This is a genomic window from Streptomyces sp. NBC_00597, assembly GCF_041431095.1.
Classification (GTDB): domain Bacteria; phylum Actinomycetota; class Actinomycetes; order Streptomycetales; family Streptomycetaceae; genus Streptomyces.
Window position 1 is genome coordinate 6,482,486 of record NZ_CP107757.1, and the last position, 15,348, is coordinate 6,497,833.

A 15,348-nucleotide genomic window follows, 5' to 3' on the forward strand; every position below is an offset into this window, starting at 1 on the left:
CACAGGGGTCTTCGCGGATCACCAACAAGAGGGGTCTTCACCGGTACGACAACTCACCGGCGCGGGGGATCCGGCCGTCGCCCCCTCACTCCCGGGAGGGAGATACCCCAGAGCCGGCCGCGCCCGCGGCCCCCGTCCCGGCCGCGATGAGACCCGTCTCGTACGCGCAGATCACCGCCTGGATCCGGTCCCGCAGCCCGAGCTTCGCCAGCACATGGCCCACATGGGACTTCACCGTGTGCTCGCTCACCACCAGCGCGCCCGCGATCTCCGCGTTCGACAGCCCCCGCCCCAGGTGCAGAAGCGTCTCCCGCTCCCGCGCCGTCAGCACCTCCAGCCGCTGCGCCGACAGCGCCCCCGCCGGCCGCGCCGTAGCCGCCGTGTACTCCTCGATCAGCCGCCGCGCCACCGAAGGCGCCAGCAGTGACTCGCCCGCCGCCACCACCCGTACGGCATGCACCAGATCGTCCCGCCGCACGTCCTTCAGCAGGAACCCGCTCGCCCCCGCGTGCAGCGCCTCGTACACGTACTCGTCCGAGTCGAAGGTCGTCAGGATCACCGTCCGGCACGAGGTCCCGGCCGAGATCGTCCGGCACGCCTCGATCCCGTCGAGCACCGGCATCCGGACGTCCAGCAGCGCCACGTCCGGCCGCAGCTCCCGCACCGCGGCCACCGCCGCCGCCCCGTCCCCCACCTCCGCGACGACCTCGATGTCCTCCTGCACGTCCAGGATCATCGCGAACCCGCTGCGCACTAGTTCCTGGTCGTCCGCCACCACCACACGGATCGTCAACGCCCCACCTCCAGCGGCGAGGTTACTAGCACGACGCGGACCGAGAACCCCAGGCCGCCGGGGCCCGGGCCGAACTCCGCCGTACCGCCGTGCGCCGCCGCCCGCTCCCGGATCCCGATCAGCCCGTGCCCGCCGGACGGCCCGCCGGCACCGGACCCCGGTACCGCCCCCGGCCCGGTTCCCGACCGGGTCCCCGGCCCCTGCCCGTCGTCCGTCACCGTCACCGTGAGTGCCCCCGGCCCGTACTCCAGCCGCACCGACACGTTTGACGCCCCGGAATGCTTCACCGCGTTCGTCAGCGCCTCCTGCACCACCCGGTGCACCGTCGCCTCCAGCGCCGCCGGCAGAACGCGCACCGCGCCCGTCCGCTCGTACGACACCTGCGGCCCGCTGCCCCGGACCCGCTCCAGCAGCAGCGGCAGCTCCGCGATCCCGGGCTGCGGCGACCGCGGAGCCACCTCCTGCGCCCGGTCCGTCCGCAGCACGCCCAGCATGGTCCGCAGCTGCGCCATCGCGTCCCGCCCCGTCTCGGCGATCGCGTCGAACGCGGCCTCCGCCCGCTCCGGCGCCCTGCGCACCGCCACCGGACCGGCCTCCGCCTGCACGATCATGATGCTGACCGCGTGCGAGAGGATGTCGTGCATCTCCCGCGCTATTCGGGCGCGTTCGCGCGCCGCCGCCTGCTCCGCCTCGATCCGGTTCGCCCGCTCCAGCTCCGCGGCCCGGGCCTCGACGGCGACCGTGTAGGCCTGCCGCGTGTACTGGAGCCGCCCCAGGGCGTAGGCCGCGGCGAAGACGAACAACGCGAACAGCAGCTCCTTGGCCGTCCCGGTGTTGAGCGCCACGGAGGCGAGGATCAGCCCGGTCAGGGTCACGCCCATCGCGACCCGCACCCGGGCCGGGCACAGCAGCGCCATCGTGTACACGCCGACCAGCGGGGCGTACGGCAGCGGCTGGCCGGGCCCGTCCAGTGCCAGCGTGTAGAGCGACCCGGCCGCGACCATCCCGAAGATCGCCGCCACGGGCGCCTGCCGCCGCCACACCAACGGCACGTTGCCCAGCGTCATCAACAGGTACGCCGTCCAGGTGGCCGGCGAATCCTGCGGATCGCGGGGCACGACGAACGGAATCGTCGTCGCCACCTGGACCAGCAGCGTCAGTCCCAGGTCCTGCCACCGCGGATCCGCCCGCCGGATCCGCTCCCCCCAGGCGCGCATCACCGGCCGGACAGCCCGAGCTCGGCGCGTACGCCGGTCAGCGCGTCCACGCGGTTGGTGGTGACGGAGTCCACTCCGGCCGCGATCAGCTTGCGCATCGTCCGTGTGGTGTCCGCGGTCCAGGCCGAGACCAGCAGGCCCTCCTTGTGGAGGGCGTCCGTCAGCTCCCGGTCGACCAGTCCGAACCGGTAGTTGAGCCAGGCCGGCGCCACCGCGTCGATCAGCACCCGGCGGGGCGGCGACAGCGTGGTCCAGGTCAGCGCGATCTCGGCGCCCGGGTCGGCGGCGCGCACGGCCAGCATGGTGTCCGGGCCGGCGCAGTAGTAGGTGCGGTCGCGCGCCCCGCAGTCCCGGACCTGGCCGACGACCGTCCGTACGGCCCCGGCCGTCGCCCCGGGCAGGTCGATCATCACGCGGCCCGCGCCGGCCGCCATCAGGGCCTCGCGCAGTGTCGGGACGCGTCCGTCCGTCAACTCCTTCAGCTGCGGGGCCGTGACGGCATCGAGGCGCACCTCATGGCCCCACAGCCGCTGGAGCGTGTCGTCGTGGAGCAGGACCGGCACCCCGTCGCGGGTCAGCCGTACGTCGATTTCGACCGCGTCCGCTCCGCGTGCGAAGGCCGAGCGGATCGAGGGCAGGGTGTTTTCACGGACACGGTAGGGATCGCCGCGGTGACCGACGGCAGTCAGGGTGCGCATGACCGCCATTGTCGGCGTTCCCGGCGGTCCGTCAGCGCGCCAGCCAGGCTGAGGTGTACGTGTCGATCTCCGCGGTGAGCTTCGCCTTGCCGGCCTCGTCCAGGAAGGACGCCTCGACGGCGTTCTTCGCCAACTGCGCGAGCCCGCGCTCGTCGAGGTCGAGGAGGCGCGCGGCGACCGCGTACTCGTTGTTGAGGTCGGAGCCGAACATCGGCGGGTCGTCGCTGTTGATGGTGACGAGCACGCCCGCCTGCACCATCTCCTTGACCGGGTGGCGGTCCAGGTCGGTCACGGCGCGCGTGGCGATGTTGGAGGTCGGGCAGACCTCCAGCGCGATCCGGTGCTCGGCGAGGTAGGCGAGGAGCTCCGGGTCCTGCGTGGCGCTGGTGCCGTGGCCGATGCGCTGGGCGCCCAGTTCGCGGATCGAGTCCCAGATCGTCTCCGGGCCGGTGGTCTCGCCGGCGTGCGGCACGCTGTGCAGGCCGGCGGCCCGGGCGGCGTCGAAGTACGGCTTGAACTGCGGGCGGGGGACGCCGATCTCGGGGCCGCCGAGGCCGAAGGAGACCAGGCCCTCCGGGCGCAGGTCGACGGCGAGGCGCGCGGTCTCGGCGGCGGCCTCCAGGCCTGCCTCGCCGGGGATGTCGAAGCACCAGCGCAGGATGACGCCAAGTTCGGTCTCGGCGGCCTTGCGGGCGTCCTCGATGGCCTCCATGAAGGCCTTCTCGTCGATGCCGCGACGGGTGGAGGAGTACGGGGTGATGGTCAGTTCGGCGTAGCGGATGTTCTGCCGGGCCATGTCGCGGGCGACTTCGAAGGTCAGGGTGCGTACGTCGGCGGGGGTGCGGACCAGGTCGACGACGGAGAGGTAGACCTCGATGAAATGCGCGAAGTCGGTGAACGTGAAGTAGTCGGCGAGCGCCTCGGGGTCGGTGGGGACCTTGGAGTCGGGGTGGCGGGCGGCGAGTTCGGCCACGATGCGCGGGGAGGCCGAGCCGACGTGGTGGACGTGGAGTTCCGCCTTGGGCAGCCCTGCGATGAAGGGGGTCAGGTCGGGCATGAGGGGCCTCCGGGAGGACGCGGGTGCGGACGAGATCGGGCTTCATCGTAGGCAGCTCAGGGACCGTCGGTGGCAGCGCATAGCATGGCCGTACGAGAGGGGGGCGCCGCATGACCGACCAGAGCCCCGAGCCGAGGGACCCGTGGGCGCCGCCGGAGCGGCCGGCGGTGGAGCTCGGGAAACCACAGGCCGCACCGGGCGTGTCGGGTTCGCCGTCCGTGCACGACCAGCCCACGATCGCGGGGATGCCGGGGGCTGAGGTTCCGCAGGCCCAGATACCCGGGCCGGCGCAGACGCCGACACCGACACCGGCGCAGACGCCGACGCCCGCTCCCGGGCCCGCCTACGGGTACCCGGCCCAGCCGGACTTCGGGGGGTACGCGTACCCCGGACCGCCGCCCGCGCAGCCGGCGTACGGCCACCCCGGGTACCCGGGCCAGCAGGGGTACCCCGGATACCCGGGTTACCCGTTCCACCCGCCGAAGAGCAATGGCTTCGGGGTCACCGCCCTCGTCCTCGGCATCCTGGGCGTGGTCACCTGCTACCTGGGCCTCCTGTTCGCGGTCCCGGCGCTCGTGTTCGGCATCCTGGGCCGTGGCAAGGCTCGGCGCGGCGAGGCCGACAACGGCCCGATGGCACTGGCCGGCATCATCCTGGGCGCGGTCGGCATCGTGCTCAGCCTGCTGATGATCGCGCTCGTGATCGCGGGTGTCCTGCTCGGCGACTCGGGGACCGGCAACGACTTCGACGGCCCGTCCTCGCACACGCAGATCCGCGAGAACGTCTGACCCGGGAGCCGCGGGGCACACGGAACGGGGCCGGGCCCGGGCAGCAGTTGCCCGGGCCCGGCCCCGTCCGTCACCCACCGTCCGCCTACGGGGCCTGCGCCACCCACGGCCAGTCCGCGTCCCGGCCGTCCTCGATCAGGGTGACCATGCGGAACGCCCCGTCGGTGAGCCCGCCGAAGGTGTGCCGGTTGGCGGACCCGGAGGGCGCGTGGCCCGTCCGGTGCCCGGCCAGGTTCCACGTGTACACCGGGACCTCGCCGGGGACGAGGGCCGTCGGGTCGCCGCCGTGGTGGTAGGTCGCCTGCTCGTCGGTGACGATCAGGACCCGGTCGTGCCCCGCGTAGTGCCGCCGCACGGCCTCGGCGGTGCAGGTGCCGCCGAGGTCCTCGAACCGCTCCAGCACCTTCAGTACCGACTCGCCCCGCTCGTACGGGACCTGCTTGCTCTGCGTCCCGAACTGCACCAGGTCCGCGGCCTGGGCGCGCAGCGCCAGCGCCGTACCGAAGACGGCCGCCGCGTCCGCCCGGTTGAGTCGGGAGCGGTCCGACAGCGGCGCCCACATCGACCCCGACCGGTCCACGAGGACCAGCGTCCGGCCCGGCAGCGCGGGTACGTTGGCCAGCGAGTGGCCGAGCGCCTGCTCCAGCGGGTACGCCCAGCGCAGCGAGGGCGCGTGCTGGTAGGCGGCCAGGTAGCGGAAGGGGAACTGTCGGGACCGGGCGACGACTTCCGGGTCGCAGAGCTTCGCCGTTACTTGCGCGGCCACCGCGTCCGAGACACCGGCCTGGTCGAAGTTGCGCAGGTTCCGCAGCAGCGCCATCGCGCCCATGGACGGGATGATCGCCTCCCACGCGGCCGCGTCCATCGGCCCCCGGAGCCAGCCGGCCAGTGCCTCCCAGGTCATGCCCGCGGCGGCGAGCCGCTCGGCCCCGTCCGGCGCGATGACCTGCGCCCGGCGCTCCTCGACCGGGAGTTCCATGAGTTCCCGGTGGGCGAGCAGGGTGCGGTTGCCGGCCGGTACGCGTGCCGTCTCCGGGTGGTGGCGCCGGTCGAGGGCGTAGCGGAACAGCTCGCCCTGCCAGGGCTTGGCGGGATCGGGGGAGGCGTGTACGAGGTTCAACACGTCGCCGAAGCGGAAGCCTTTGGACGCGGTGTCGTACTTCAGCAGCGACGTGCCGGAATACAGCCTGCGTACGGCATCGGCGATGCCGCGCTTGACCGGCTTGGGCACGTTGCGCCCGTGCGTCGCCGTCCAGTAGGCCAGCAGTTCGCCGGGCTCGTCCGCACGCTGCAGCACACGGTCCACGACGCTGCGGTTCGACGGCCCGTCGCCCGCTCCGGCATCGAGCCGCGCCTTGACGTACTCGGCCGCTCCGACCAGCGAGGCGGTCCGCATGTTCGCGTCGGTACGCAGCCAGCCGAGCAGGCCGGCGGTCCACGCGGGGTCCTCGACGGCCAGTCGGCGCACGAGTGCGCAGAACCGGTCGTCGCGGGCCTCGCCGCTCTCGTAGAAGGTCCGCTGCGTCACGAAGTTGGCGACGGCGAGCAGGAACAGCTCGGAGCGCGGATCGCGGACGAAGCCGGGGCCGCCCTGGTGGTTGGCGGCGCGACCGCGGGTGGAACGTACGGGCGAGGTGGGCGCGGCGGCAGCCGGTGCAGCCGCCGTCCTGAACGCGCGCAGGTTGAAGCGAGCCATGTGGATCCCCCCGAATCCGGTGGAGTGCGGGGGAGGCGTGGCGTGCGGGATGCCCGAGGTCAGAGGTCGGCGACGGGCTGTGTCGACTGCTCTCTCCGGACTGAGCTACCGGCCGTGGCCGGGCGGGATTCGAACCCGCGACCCGTCGATCCGGAAGTAGCCGTCGCCTGCGCACCGGGCGTCCCGCACGCGTGCCTCCCGAGATCGAAGTGGCGGCGGCCTGGGATTCTCTGCACGAGAAGGAGCCGCAGCACGGCGCACCGGGAGGTGCGTGACACAGGTGTCCAGAGGTCGAGGTCGGCGAGACCACGTGGTGCTCTACCAACTGAGCTACACCGGCCCGAAGCCGATGACGGGACTCGAACCCGCGGCCGCCCCATTAACAGTGGAAGTAGGTCTCGCCTTCGCACCTGGACGAGCCCTACGTTAGGCGGCCCGCCCGCCGGCCCGCCACGCATTTGGCACCGGCCCGGCCGAGGTCAGGCCGCGTCCGTGCGCAGCCGGTCGCGGGCCTCCATCAGGGCGAAGCCCAGGAGGTTCAGACCGCGCCAGCGGGACGGGTCCAGTGCGCGGTCGTCGTCCGCGGCGAGGCCGATGCCCCAGATGCTGTCCAACGGGCTCGCCTCCACCAGCACCCGGTTCCCCGTGCCCAGCAGGTACCCGCGCAGCTCGGGGGTGGACGCGAACTTGTGCACGCTGCCCTCCACCACCAGCGCGAACCGCTCCCGCTCCCACGTCGCCTCGTCGAAGTCGCGCACGAGCCGCCCGGCCTTCTTGGCCTCCGCCGGAGTCTTCGCCTCCAGCGCGGCGCGCTCCGCCTCGGGGTCCCCGAACAGGCGGGCCTTGCCGGCCATCATCCAGTGCTCCGCCGTGGCGTACAGGACATCACCCACGGTGAAGGGCGACGGCCACCACTGGCTCATGCAGCTGGGGCCGAGCGTCCCGTCCGGACGCGGCCGGTGTCCCCAGAACGGCAGGTACTTCAGCCTCTCACCACGGCTGACCTGCTCGATCAACTTGTCGATCTTTTCCATGCACGCGAGTCTGGCAGTCGCCACTGACACTTCGTACGGGATTCGGCGTGTGCCTCGACACATGGTCGACCGATTCCGTCGCGTAATCAAAAGGCAACAACGGAATCACTTGGCGGTGGGGAACACCTCTGCCAGGATCGGCACTCAATTCGAGCTGAAGCTACGGAGAGCGTGAGAGCGTGATGGGTAATCGCTTCCAGGTCAAAGACCGCTTCGCAAACGGCGCGCAGTACATCGACGGGCAGCTGAGGTCCGGAACCTCCGGGCGGTCGCACACCGTCGTCGATCCTGCGACGGGCGAGGAGGTGCTCACGTACGAGCTGGCCTCCACCGCCGACGTCGACGAGGCCGTCGCCGCCGCCAAGCGGGCCTTCCCGGCCTGGTCGGCGGCCACCCCCGGCGAGCGCTCGGACGCCCTGCACCGGCTCGCCGCCGTGCTGGCCGAACAGGCCGAGGACTTCGCGTACGCGGAATCCCTCCAGTGCGGCAAGCCGATCAAGCTGTCCACCGAGTTCGACGTACCGGGAACCATCGACAACACCGCCTTCTTCGCGGGCGCCGCCCGGCATCTGCAGGGGCAGGCGGCGGCCGAGTACTCAGGGGACCACACCTCCTACGTGCGACGCGAGGCCATCGGGGTCGTCGGCTCCATCGCCCCCTGGAACTATCCGCTCCAGATGGCCGCCTGGAAGATCCTCCCGGCGATCGCCGCGGGCAACACGATCGTCCTGAAGCCCGCCGAGCTGACCCCGCTCACGTCCCTGATGTTCGCCCAGGCGGCCAAGGACGCGGGCCTGCCGGACGGCGTGGTCAACATCGTCACCGGCGCCGGCCGGGACGCGGGCGAGCACCTGGTCGGCCACCCGGACGTGGTCATGACCTCCTTCACGGGCTCCACCGCCGTCGGCAAGCGCGTCGCCGAGATCGCCACCGCCACCGTCAAGCGGCTCCACCTGGAGCTCGGCGGCAAGGCGCCCTTCGTGGTCTTCGACGACGCCGACCTGGAGGCCGCCGCCCACGGCGCCGTCGCCGCCTCCCTGATCAACACCGGCCAGGACTGCACCGCCGCCACCCGCGCGTACATCCAGCGCCCCCTGCACGACGCGTTCGTCGCCCGCGTGGCCGCGCTGATGGAGACCGTCCGCCTCGGCGACCCCGACGACTGGGCCACCGACCTCGGCCCGCTGGTCTCGCACGCCCAGCGCGACCGGGTCGCCGGCTTCGTGGAGCGCGCCCGCGGCTACGCCACCGTCGTCACCGGCGGCGAGATCCCGGGCGGCGAGCTCGCCGCAGGCGCGTACTACCGGCCCACCCTTATCGCCGGCGCCGCCCAGGACAGCGAGGTCGTCCAGTCCGAGATCTTCGGTCCGGTCCTCGTCGTCCTCCCCTTCGACACCGACGACGAGGGCATCGAGCTCGCCAACGACACCCCGTACGGACTCGCCGCCTCCGCCTGGAGCCGCGACGTCTACCGGGCGAACCGCGCCACCCGCGAGATCAAGGCGGGCTGCGTCTGGGTCAACGACCACATCCCGATCATCAGCGAGATGCCTCACGGCGGCTACAAGGCGAGTGGCTTCGGAAAGGACATGAGCGCCTACTCCTTCGAGGAGTACACGCAGGTCAAGCACGTGATGTACGACAACACGGCGGTGGCTGCCAAGGACTGGCACCGCACCGTCTTCGGGGACCGCACCTAACCGTCTTCGGCTTCCGCCGCGTGGCAGCCGGCCGCCTGACCAGCGGCGCCACCCATCCCGAAAGGGCAGCTCATGGAGCAGTTCGAGCCCGACCGCCTCTCGGCGGCGCAACTCGCCGCGATGCGGCGCAGCCTCACCAGCGGGCGCGGCGCCCTCACCCGCCGCTCGCTGCTGCGCGCCTCCGGTGTCGGAGCGCTCACCCTCGGCGGCCTGGCCTCCCTGTCCGCCTGCGGCATCCCGCCGGCCAAACGCGCGGGCGACACCACCGTCGCCTCCGACGACCACTCGGACCGGGAGAAGGAGATCAACTTCTCCAACTGGACCGAGTACATGGACACCAGCGAGGACGAGAAGTCCCACCCCACGCTGGAGGAGTTCACCAAGCGCACCGGGATCGCGGTCAAGTACACCGAGGACATCAACGACAACGTCGAGTTCTTCGGCAAGGTCCGCCCGCAGCTCGCGGCCGGCCAGGACACCGGCCGCGACCTGATCGTCGTCACCGACTGGCTCGCCGCGCGCATCATCCGGCTCGGCTGGGCGCAGAAGCTGGACCCCTCCCACCTGCCGCACGCCTACGCCAACCTGATCCCTCAGTTCCGCACCCCCGACTGGGATCCGGGCCGTTCGTACAGCTACCCCTGGACCGGCATCGACACCGTCATCGCCTACAACGCGAAGGCGACCGACGGCAAGAAGGTCGACTCCGTCACGCAGCTGCTCGACGACCCCTCCCTCAAGGGTCGCGTCGGGTTCCTCACCGAGATGCGCGACAGCGTCGGCATGACCCTGATCGACCAGGGCAAGGACCCGGCGAGCTTCACCACCGCCGACTTCGACGCGGCCATCGGCCGGCTCCAGAAGGGCGTGGACACCAAGCAGATCCGCCGTTTCACGGGCAACGACTACACCGCGGACCTCGACAAGGGCGACCTCGCCGCCTGCCTGGCCTGGGCCGGCGACGTCATCCAGCTCCAGGCCGGCAACCCGGACATCAAGTACGCGATACCGGCGCCCGGTTACATCACCTCCAGCGACAACCTGCTGGTCCCCGCCCACGCCCGGCACAAGGCCAATGCCGAGAAGCTGATCGACTTCTACTACGAGCCCCCGATCGCCGCCCAGCTGGCCGCGTTCATCAGCTACGTCTGCCCGGTCGACGGCGTCAAGGAAGACCTTGCGAAGATCGATCCGGCGCTCGCGGACAACCCCCTGATCATTCCGGACAAGGCGATGGCGGCCAAGGCCCACGCCTTCCGCACGCTCAGCAGTGAGGAAGAGACCGCGTACGAGGAGAAGTTCGCCAAGCTCATCGGAGCCTGACGACCCCCCGTGCCGGCATCCGCGCCCCGCACCCTTCCGACGACACCACCACCGAAGGCCGCGACCCATGACTGACAAGACCGCGGGCGGCGACGTCCGCCTCGCCGGGATCAGCAAGCACTACGGCTCGTTCACCGCAGTGCACCCGCTGGATCTCACCATCCCCCAGGGCTCCTTCTTCGCCCTGCTCGGCGCCTCGGGCTGCGGGAAGACCACCACACTGCGCATGATCGCCGGCCTGGAGGAGCCCTCCACCGGAACGGTCCACCTCGGCGACCGCGAGGTCACCCAGCTGCCGCCCTACAAGCGCCCCGTCAACACGGTGTTCCAGAGCTACGCGCTGTTCCCGCACCTGAACATCTACGAGAACGTGGCCTTCGGGCTGCGCCGCCGCGGCATCAAGTCCGTCAAGAAGCAGGTCGACGACATGCTGGAGCTGGTGGAGCTCGGCCAGTTCGCCCAGCGCAAGCCGCACCAGCTCTCCGGCGGCCAGCAGCAGCGCGTGGCCGTCGCCCGCGCTCTCATCAACCACCCCCAGGTGCTGCTCCTCGACGAGCCCCTCGGCGCACTCGACCTCAAGCTGCGCCGCCAGATGCAGCTGGAGCTCAAGCGGATCCAGACCGAGGTCGGCATCACCTTCGTGCACGTCACGCACGACCAGGAGGAGGCCATGACCATGGCCGACACGGTCGCCGTGATGAGCGGCGGTCGCGTCGAGCAGCTGGGCGCGCCCGCCGAGCTCTACGAGAACCCGCGGACCACCTTCGTCGCGAACTTCCTCGGCACGTCCAACCTCATCGAGGCCGAGGTCCTGGAGGCGGGCGGCTCCGGCGTGGTGGTCAGCTCGTCGGGGACGAAGCTGCGGCTGCCGGCGGCCCGATGTTCGACCACCCCTAAGACCGGCGGAAAGCTGCTGGTCGGGGTGCGCCCGGAGAAGATATCCCTGGTCCATGCGGACGAGGTGGACACCATCGCCGCCGGCCGCAACAAGGTCCACGGCAAGATCGCGGCCTCCTCCTTCATCGGGGTCTCCACCCAGTTCGTCATCGACAGCCAGGTCTGCCCCGAGCTGGAGGTGTACGTCCAGAACATCGAGCGCGACGCCCGCCTGGCCCCCGGCGCCGACGTCGTCCTGCACTGGAACCCGGAGCACACCTTCGGCCTCGACGCCGCCCAGGACATAGACGCCGGCATCGAGACGGTCGAGGAGGGCGCATGACCGCCACCGCCGCGCCGCCGGAGGTCGAGGCCCCCACCGAACCGCCGGTCCACAAGCCGTCCGTGCGCAAGCGGCTGATCCCCTACTGGCTGCTGCTCCCCGGCATCCTGTGGCTGTTGGTCTTCTTCGTGCTGCCGATGGTCTACCAGGCCTCCACGTCGGTGCAGACCGGTTCCCTCGAAGAGGGCTTCGAAGTCACCTGGCACTTCCAGACCTACTGGGACGCGCTCACCGAGTACTACCCGCAGTTCCTGCGCTCCCTCGCGTACGCCGGCACCGCGACCGTGCTGTGCCTGCTGCTCGGGTACCCGCTGGCCTATCTGATCGCCTTCAGGGCGGGCCGCTGGCGCAACCTGCTGCTGGTGCTGGTCATCGCGCCGTTCTTCACCAGCTTCCTGATCCGCACCCTGGCCTGGAAGACGATCCTGGCCGACGGCGGCCCCGTGGTCGCCGTCCTCAACAAGATTGGTTTCCTGGACGTCACCAGCTGGCTCGGCATCACCCAGGGGGACCGGGTGCTGGCCACGCCGCTGGCGGTGGTCTGCGGTCTGACGTACAACTTCCTCCCCTTCATGATCCTGCCGCTCTACACCTCGCTGGAGCGCATCGACACCCGCCTCCACGAGGCGGCCGGGGACCTGTACGCCCACCCCGCGACGACGTTCCGCAAGGTGACCTTCCCGCTGTCCATGCCGGGCGTGGTCTCCGGAACGCTGCTCACCTTCATCCCGGCGAGCGGCGACTACGTGAACGCCGAGCTGCTCGGCTCCACGGACACCCGGATGATCGGCAACGTCATCCAGTCGCAGTACCTGCGGATCCTCGACTACCCGACGGCCGCCGCGCTGTCCTTCATCCTCATGGCCATCGTCCTGATCATGGTCACCATCTACATCCGCCGAGCGGGGACGGAGGACCTGGTCTGATGCGTTGGCTCCGGCGCAATCTCGTCGTCATCTTCGGCCTCGGCACGCTCGCGTACATGATCCTGCCGAACGTCGTCGTGACGGTCTTCTCCTTCAACAACCCCGCCGGGCGGTTCAACTACGCCTGGCAGGAGTTCTCGCTCGACGCCTGGAAGGACCCCTGCGGGGTCGCCGACCTGTGCGGCTCCCTGTCCCTGTCGCTCCAGATCGCCGTGTGGGCCACGATCGGCGCCACCGTCCTCGGCACCGCCATCGCCTTCGCGATGGTCCGCTACCGCTTCCGGGCGCGCGGCGCGGTCAACTCGCTGATCTTCCTGCCGATGGCGATGCCCGAGATCGTGATGGCGGCCTCGCTGCTCGCGCTCTTCCTGAACATGGGCATCCAGCTGGGCTTCTGGACGATCCTGATCGCCCACATCATGTTCTGCCTCAGCTTCGTCGTCGCCGCGGTCAAGGCGCGCGTCCTGTCGATGGACCCGCGGCTGGAGGAGGCCGCCCGCGACCTCTACGCGGGCCCGGTGCAGACCTTCGTACGGGTCACCCTGCCGATCGCGGCACCCGGTATCGCGGCGGGCGCACTGCTGTCCTTCGCGCTCTCCTTCGACGACTTCATCATCACCAACTTCAACTCGGGCAACACCGTCACGTTCCCCATGTTCGTGTGGGGATCCGCCCAGCGCGGTACGCCTGTACAGATCAACGTCATCGGCACGGCGATGTTCGTCATCGCGGTGCTGGTGGTCCTCGTCGGCCAGATGGTCGGCAACCGCCGCAAGAAGGCACAGCCGAATTAACCCCTGTAGGGAGTTGGAAGACATGGCCCCAGTCGCCATGCGAAGCGTTGCCCAATCACTTTCCGAAGCACTGCCGGTCTCGTACTGGCTGGACGACCCCGGCAAGCCCGCCGCGCAGCCGGCGCTGACCTCCGACGAGGCCTGCGACCTGCTCGTCATCGGCGGCGGGTACAGCGGACTGTGGACCGCGCTGATCGCCAAGGAGCGCGATCCCGCCCGGGACGTCGTCCTGATCGAGTCGAAGGAGGCGGGCTGGGCCGCCTCCGGTCGCAACGGCGGCTTCTGCGCGGCCTCCCTCACGCACGGCCTCGCCAACGGCATGGCCCGCTGGCCGGGCGAGCTCGCCAAGCTGGAGGAGTTGGGCGCCCGCAACCTCGACGAGATCGAGGCGGCCATCACCCGCTACGGCATCGACTGCGACTTCGAGCGCACCGGCGAGATCGACGTGGCCACCGAACCCCACCAGGTCGAGGAGCTGCGCGAGCTGTACGAGGAGGCCCAGAAGCTGGGCCTCGCGGACGGCTCGCGCTGGCTGGACCGCGAGGAGCTGCGCGCGGAGATCGACTCGCCGACGTTCCTCGCGGGCCTGTGGGACACCGACGGCGTCGCCATGCTCAATCCGGCGAAGCTCGCCTGGGGGCTGAAGGCGGCCTGCCTGTCGCTGGGTGTGCGGATCTACGAGAACACCCGGGGGCTGTCACTGGCCTCCTCGGGCGCCGGGATGGCGGTGCGCACCCCGTACGGGCGGATCTTCGCCCGGCGGGTGGCGCTCGGCACGAACATCTTCCCGTCGCTGGTCAAGCGGATCCGGCCGCTCACGGTCCCGGTCTACGACTACGCGCTGATGACCGAGCCGCTGACCGACGACCAGCTGAAGGCGATCGGCTGGCAGGGCCGCCAGGGATTGGGCGACAGCGCCAACCAGTTCCACTACTTCCGCATCACCCCGGAGAACCGCATCCTGTGGGGCGGCTACGACGCCATCTACCCCTACCGCGGCAAGCTCGACTCCGAGTACGACCACCGCCCCGAGACGTACCTGAAGCTCGCGCAGCACTTCTTCACCGCGTTCCCGCAGCTGGAGGGCATCAAGTTCAGCCACGCCTGGGGCGGGGCCATCGACACCTGCTCGCGCTTCTCCGCCTTCTTCGGCACCGCGCACGGCGGCAGGGTCGCCTACGCGGCCGGCTACACGGGGCTCGGCGTTGGCTCCACCCGCTTCGGCGCCGACGTGATGCTGGACCTGCTCGACGGGGCCCGCACCGAGCGGACCGAGCTGGAGATGGTGAAGTCCAAGCCGATGCCGTTCCCGCCCGAGCCCTTCGCCTGGACCGGGATCACGCTGACCAAGTGGTCCCTGGCCCGGGCGGACGCCCGCGGCGGCCGCCGCAACCTGTGGCTGAAGGCCCTCGACAAGCTCGGACTGGGCTTCGACAGCTGACCGGCGCCCCCCTGGGGCACGCTCCCGGCGTGCGCCGCGTTTCACGGCGTGAGCCGCTTCACCACCACGAGGTGACCAAACCCGCGTCATCGTAGGGCCCGGCCCCGCTCTCTTCCGGTGAGTACCCCTCACCCCAGAGAACGGAGGCCGGGCGATGCAGGGCTCGGAAATCAAGTCCGCGGTGGAATGGCTGGTGGCGGTGGCGCCGGAACCCGATGCCTGCCGGTGGGAGTGGGAGCGCAACCCCCTCGGGGTCGCCCTGCTGCCCGCCGGCCGGCTCTGGGACGTGCTGATCCTGCCCGGGGAGCTGGGGCAGACCGCCCTCGACGTCCTGACGCAGCTCCTCGACCGGCCCGGCCCGGTGCTCGCCGACTCCGGCGACGCGCGGCTGGGCTTCTTCGTGCCCCCGGGCACGGCTTCCCGCTGGATCGGCACCGGCGTACGGGGAGTAGGGCGCGGGACCTGGATCGCGGTCCCGTACCCCGGCCGGCGGACGGGCGGAGTGCACTGGCTGGTGGTCCCTGACGGTCGCGGGACGCTCACCGACCCGGTGTTGTTGGAGCTCGCCATGCACGAGGCCGCGGCGCGGGCGGCGGGGGAGGAGGGCCGCAAGCCTTGACAAGGGCATTGGTCTGGACCATGTTGGGCGCCGCTGCCGCCTC

The 15,348-nt window shown here is 71.0% G+C and carries 14 protein-coding genes; 8 read left to right on the forward strand and 6 right to left on the reverse strand.

Annotated features, from left to right (window positions below; translation table 11 throughout):
- Positions 1 to 85: 85 nt before the first annotated feature.
- From OG974_RS29695 to OG974_RS29710, 4 genes are read right to left on the reverse strand one after another with little or no spacing between them, the layout of a single operon-like run.
- Entirely contained in the window at positions 86 to 793 is a 708-nt protein-coding gene (locus OG974_RS29695) for a response regulator transcription factor (RefSeq protein ID WP_327278808.1), read from the reverse strand.
- On the reverse strand, positions 790 to 2,010 hold the full coding sequence (locus tag OG974_RS29700; protein WP_327278809.1) for a histidine kinase: 1,221 nt from the start codon (positions 2,008 to 2,010) through the stop codon (positions 790 to 792). Before OG974_RS29700 ends, OG974_RS29695 begins: the two co-directional genes overlap by 4 nt.
- Positions 2,010 to 2,717, reverse strand: a complete 708-nt coding sequence (locus tag OG974_RS29705; protein ID WP_327278810.1) for a glycerophosphodiester phosphodiesterase — start codon at positions 2,715 to 2,717, stop codon at positions 2,010 to 2,012. Before OG974_RS29705 ends, OG974_RS29700 begins: the two co-directional genes overlap by 1 nt.
- A gap of 22 nt (positions 2,718 to 2,739) precedes the next feature.
- Complete coding sequence (locus OG974_RS29710; RefSeq protein WP_327278811.1) at positions 2,740 to 3,765, reverse strand: adenosine deaminase; 1,026 nt, start codon at positions 3,763 to 3,765, stop codon at positions 2,740 to 2,742.
- Between the two features lie 110 nt (positions 3,766 to 3,875).
- Between OG974_RS29710 and OG974_RS29715 the strand changes: the two genes are divergently transcribed.
- Positions 3,876 to 4,553, forward strand: coding sequence for a DUF4190 domain-containing protein (locus tag OG974_RS29715; protein ID WP_327278812.1), 678 nt, complete (start codon positions 3,876 to 3,878; stop codon positions 4,551 to 4,553).
- 85 nt (positions 4,554 to 4,638) lie between these two features.
- Here the strand turns inward: OG974_RS29715 and OG974_RS29720 are convergent, their stop codons facing one another.
- Together OG974_RS29720 and OG974_RS29725 are read right to left on the reverse strand one after the other, a co-directional pair.
- Positions 4,639 to 6,249, reverse strand: a complete 1,611-nt coding sequence (locus OG974_RS29720) for a TROVE domain-containing protein (protein WP_327278813.1) — start codon at positions 6,247 to 6,249, stop codon at positions 4,639 to 4,641.
- 479 nt (positions 6,250 to 6,728) lie between these two features.
- Positions 6,729 to 7,283, reverse strand: a complete 555-nt coding sequence (locus tag OG974_RS29725; RefSeq protein WP_327278814.1) for an NADAR family protein — start codon at positions 7,281 to 7,283, stop codon at positions 6,729 to 6,731.
- 182 nt (positions 7,284 to 7,465) lie between these two features.
- Between OG974_RS29725 and OG974_RS29730 the strand changes: the two genes are divergently transcribed.
- From OG974_RS29730 to OG974_RS29760, 7 genes are all read left to right on the forward strand, one after another.
- Complete coding sequence (locus OG974_RS29730) at positions 7,466 to 8,983, forward strand: gamma-aminobutyraldehyde dehydrogenase (protein WP_327278815.1); 1,518 nt, start codon at positions 7,466 to 7,468, stop codon at positions 8,981 to 8,983.
- Between the two features lie 72 nt (positions 8,984 to 9,055).
- A complete protein-coding gene (locus OG974_RS29735) occupies positions 9,056 to 10,306 on the forward strand; it encodes a spermidine/putrescine ABC transporter substrate-binding protein (RefSeq protein ID WP_327278816.1) in 1,251 nt (416 codons plus the stop codon).
- A 67-nt stretch (positions 10,307 to 10,373) separates the two neighbouring features.
- Positions 10,374 to 11,525, forward strand: coding sequence for an ABC transporter ATP-binding protein (locus OG974_RS29740; protein WP_327278817.1), 1,152 nt, complete (start codon positions 10,374 to 10,376; stop codon positions 11,523 to 11,525).
- Positions 11,522 to 12,451, forward strand: a complete 930-nt coding sequence (locus OG974_RS29745; RefSeq protein ID WP_327278818.1) for an ABC transporter permease — start codon at positions 11,522 to 11,524, stop codon at positions 12,449 to 12,451. Before OG974_RS29740 ends, OG974_RS29745 begins: the two co-directional genes overlap by 4 nt.
- Positions 12,451 to 13,245 carry an ABC transporter permease gene (locus OG974_RS29750; RefSeq protein ID WP_327278819.1) on the forward strand — a complete coding sequence of 265 codons (795 nt, stop codon included), beginning with the start codon at positions 12,451 to 12,453 and terminating at the stop codon, positions 13,243 to 13,245. The genes OG974_RS29745 and OG974_RS29750 overlap by 1 nt, the downstream gene beginning before the upstream one ends.
- A 22-nt stretch (positions 13,246 to 13,267) precedes the next feature.
- Entirely contained in the window at positions 13,268 to 14,686 is a 1,419-nt protein-coding gene (locus tag OG974_RS29755; RefSeq protein ID WP_327278820.1) for an FAD-dependent oxidoreductase, read from the forward strand.
- Between the two features lie 154 nt (positions 14,687 to 14,840).
- On the forward strand, positions 14,841 to 15,305 hold the full coding sequence (locus OG974_RS29760; RefSeq protein ID WP_327278821.1) for a hypothetical protein: 465 nt from the start codon (positions 14,841 to 14,843) through the stop codon (positions 15,303 to 15,305).
- Positions 15,306 to 15,348: the final 43 nt, after the last annotated feature.

Bases quoted from the DNA above. Each gene is read 5' to 3' on its own strand.
- OG974_RS29725 (WP_327278814.1), bottom strand. From the start codon at position 7,283: ATGGAAAAGATCGACAAGTTGATCGAGCAGGTCAGCCGTGGTGAGAGG.
- OG974_RS29750 (WP_327278819.1), top strand. From the start codon at position 12,451: ATGCGTTGGCTCCGGCGCAATCTCGTCGTCATCTTCGGCCTCGGCACG.
- OG974_RS29755 (WP_327278820.1), top strand. From the start codon at position 13,268: ATGGCCCCAGTCGCCATGCGAAGCGTTGCCCAATCACTTTCCGAAGCA.
- OG974_RS29705 (WP_327278810.1), bottom strand. From the start codon at position 2,717: ATGGCGGTCATGCGCACCCTGACTGCCGTCGGTCACCGCGGCGATCCC.
- OG974_RS29745 (WP_327278818.1), top strand. From the start codon at position 11,522: ATGACCGCCACCGCCGCGCCGCCGGAGGTCGAGGCCCCCACCGAACCG.
- OG974_RS29715 (WP_327278812.1), top strand. From the start codon at position 3,876: ATGACCGACCAGAGCCCCGAGCCGAGGGACCCGTGGGCGCCGCCGGAG.
- OG974_RS29735 (WP_327278816.1), top strand. From the start codon at position 9,056: ATGGAGCAGTTCGAGCCCGACCGCCTCTCGGCGGCGCAACTCGCCGCG.
- OG974_RS29730 (WP_327278815.1), top strand. From the start codon at position 7,466: ATGGGTAATCGCTTCCAGGTCAAAGACCGCTTCGCAAACGGCGCGCAG.
- OG974_RS29710 (WP_327278811.1), bottom strand. From the start codon at position 3,765: ATGCCCGACCTGACCCCCTTCATCGCAGGGCTGCCCAAGGCGGAACTC.
- OG974_RS29700 (WP_327278809.1), bottom strand. From the start codon at position 2,010: ATGCGCGCCTGGGGGGAGCGGATCCGGCGGGCGGATCCGCGGTGGCAG.
- OG974_RS29760 (WP_327278821.1), top strand. From the start codon at position 14,841: ATGCAGGGCTCGGAAATCAAGTCCGCGGTGGAATGGCTGGTGGCGGTG.
- OG974_RS29720 (WP_327278813.1), bottom strand. From the start codon at position 6,249: ATGGCTCGCTTCAACCTGCGCGCGTTCAGGACGGCGGCTGCACCGGCT.
- OG974_RS29740 (WP_327278817.1), top strand. From the start codon at position 10,374: ATGACTGACAAGACCGCGGGCGGCGACGTCCGCCTCGCCGGGATCAGC.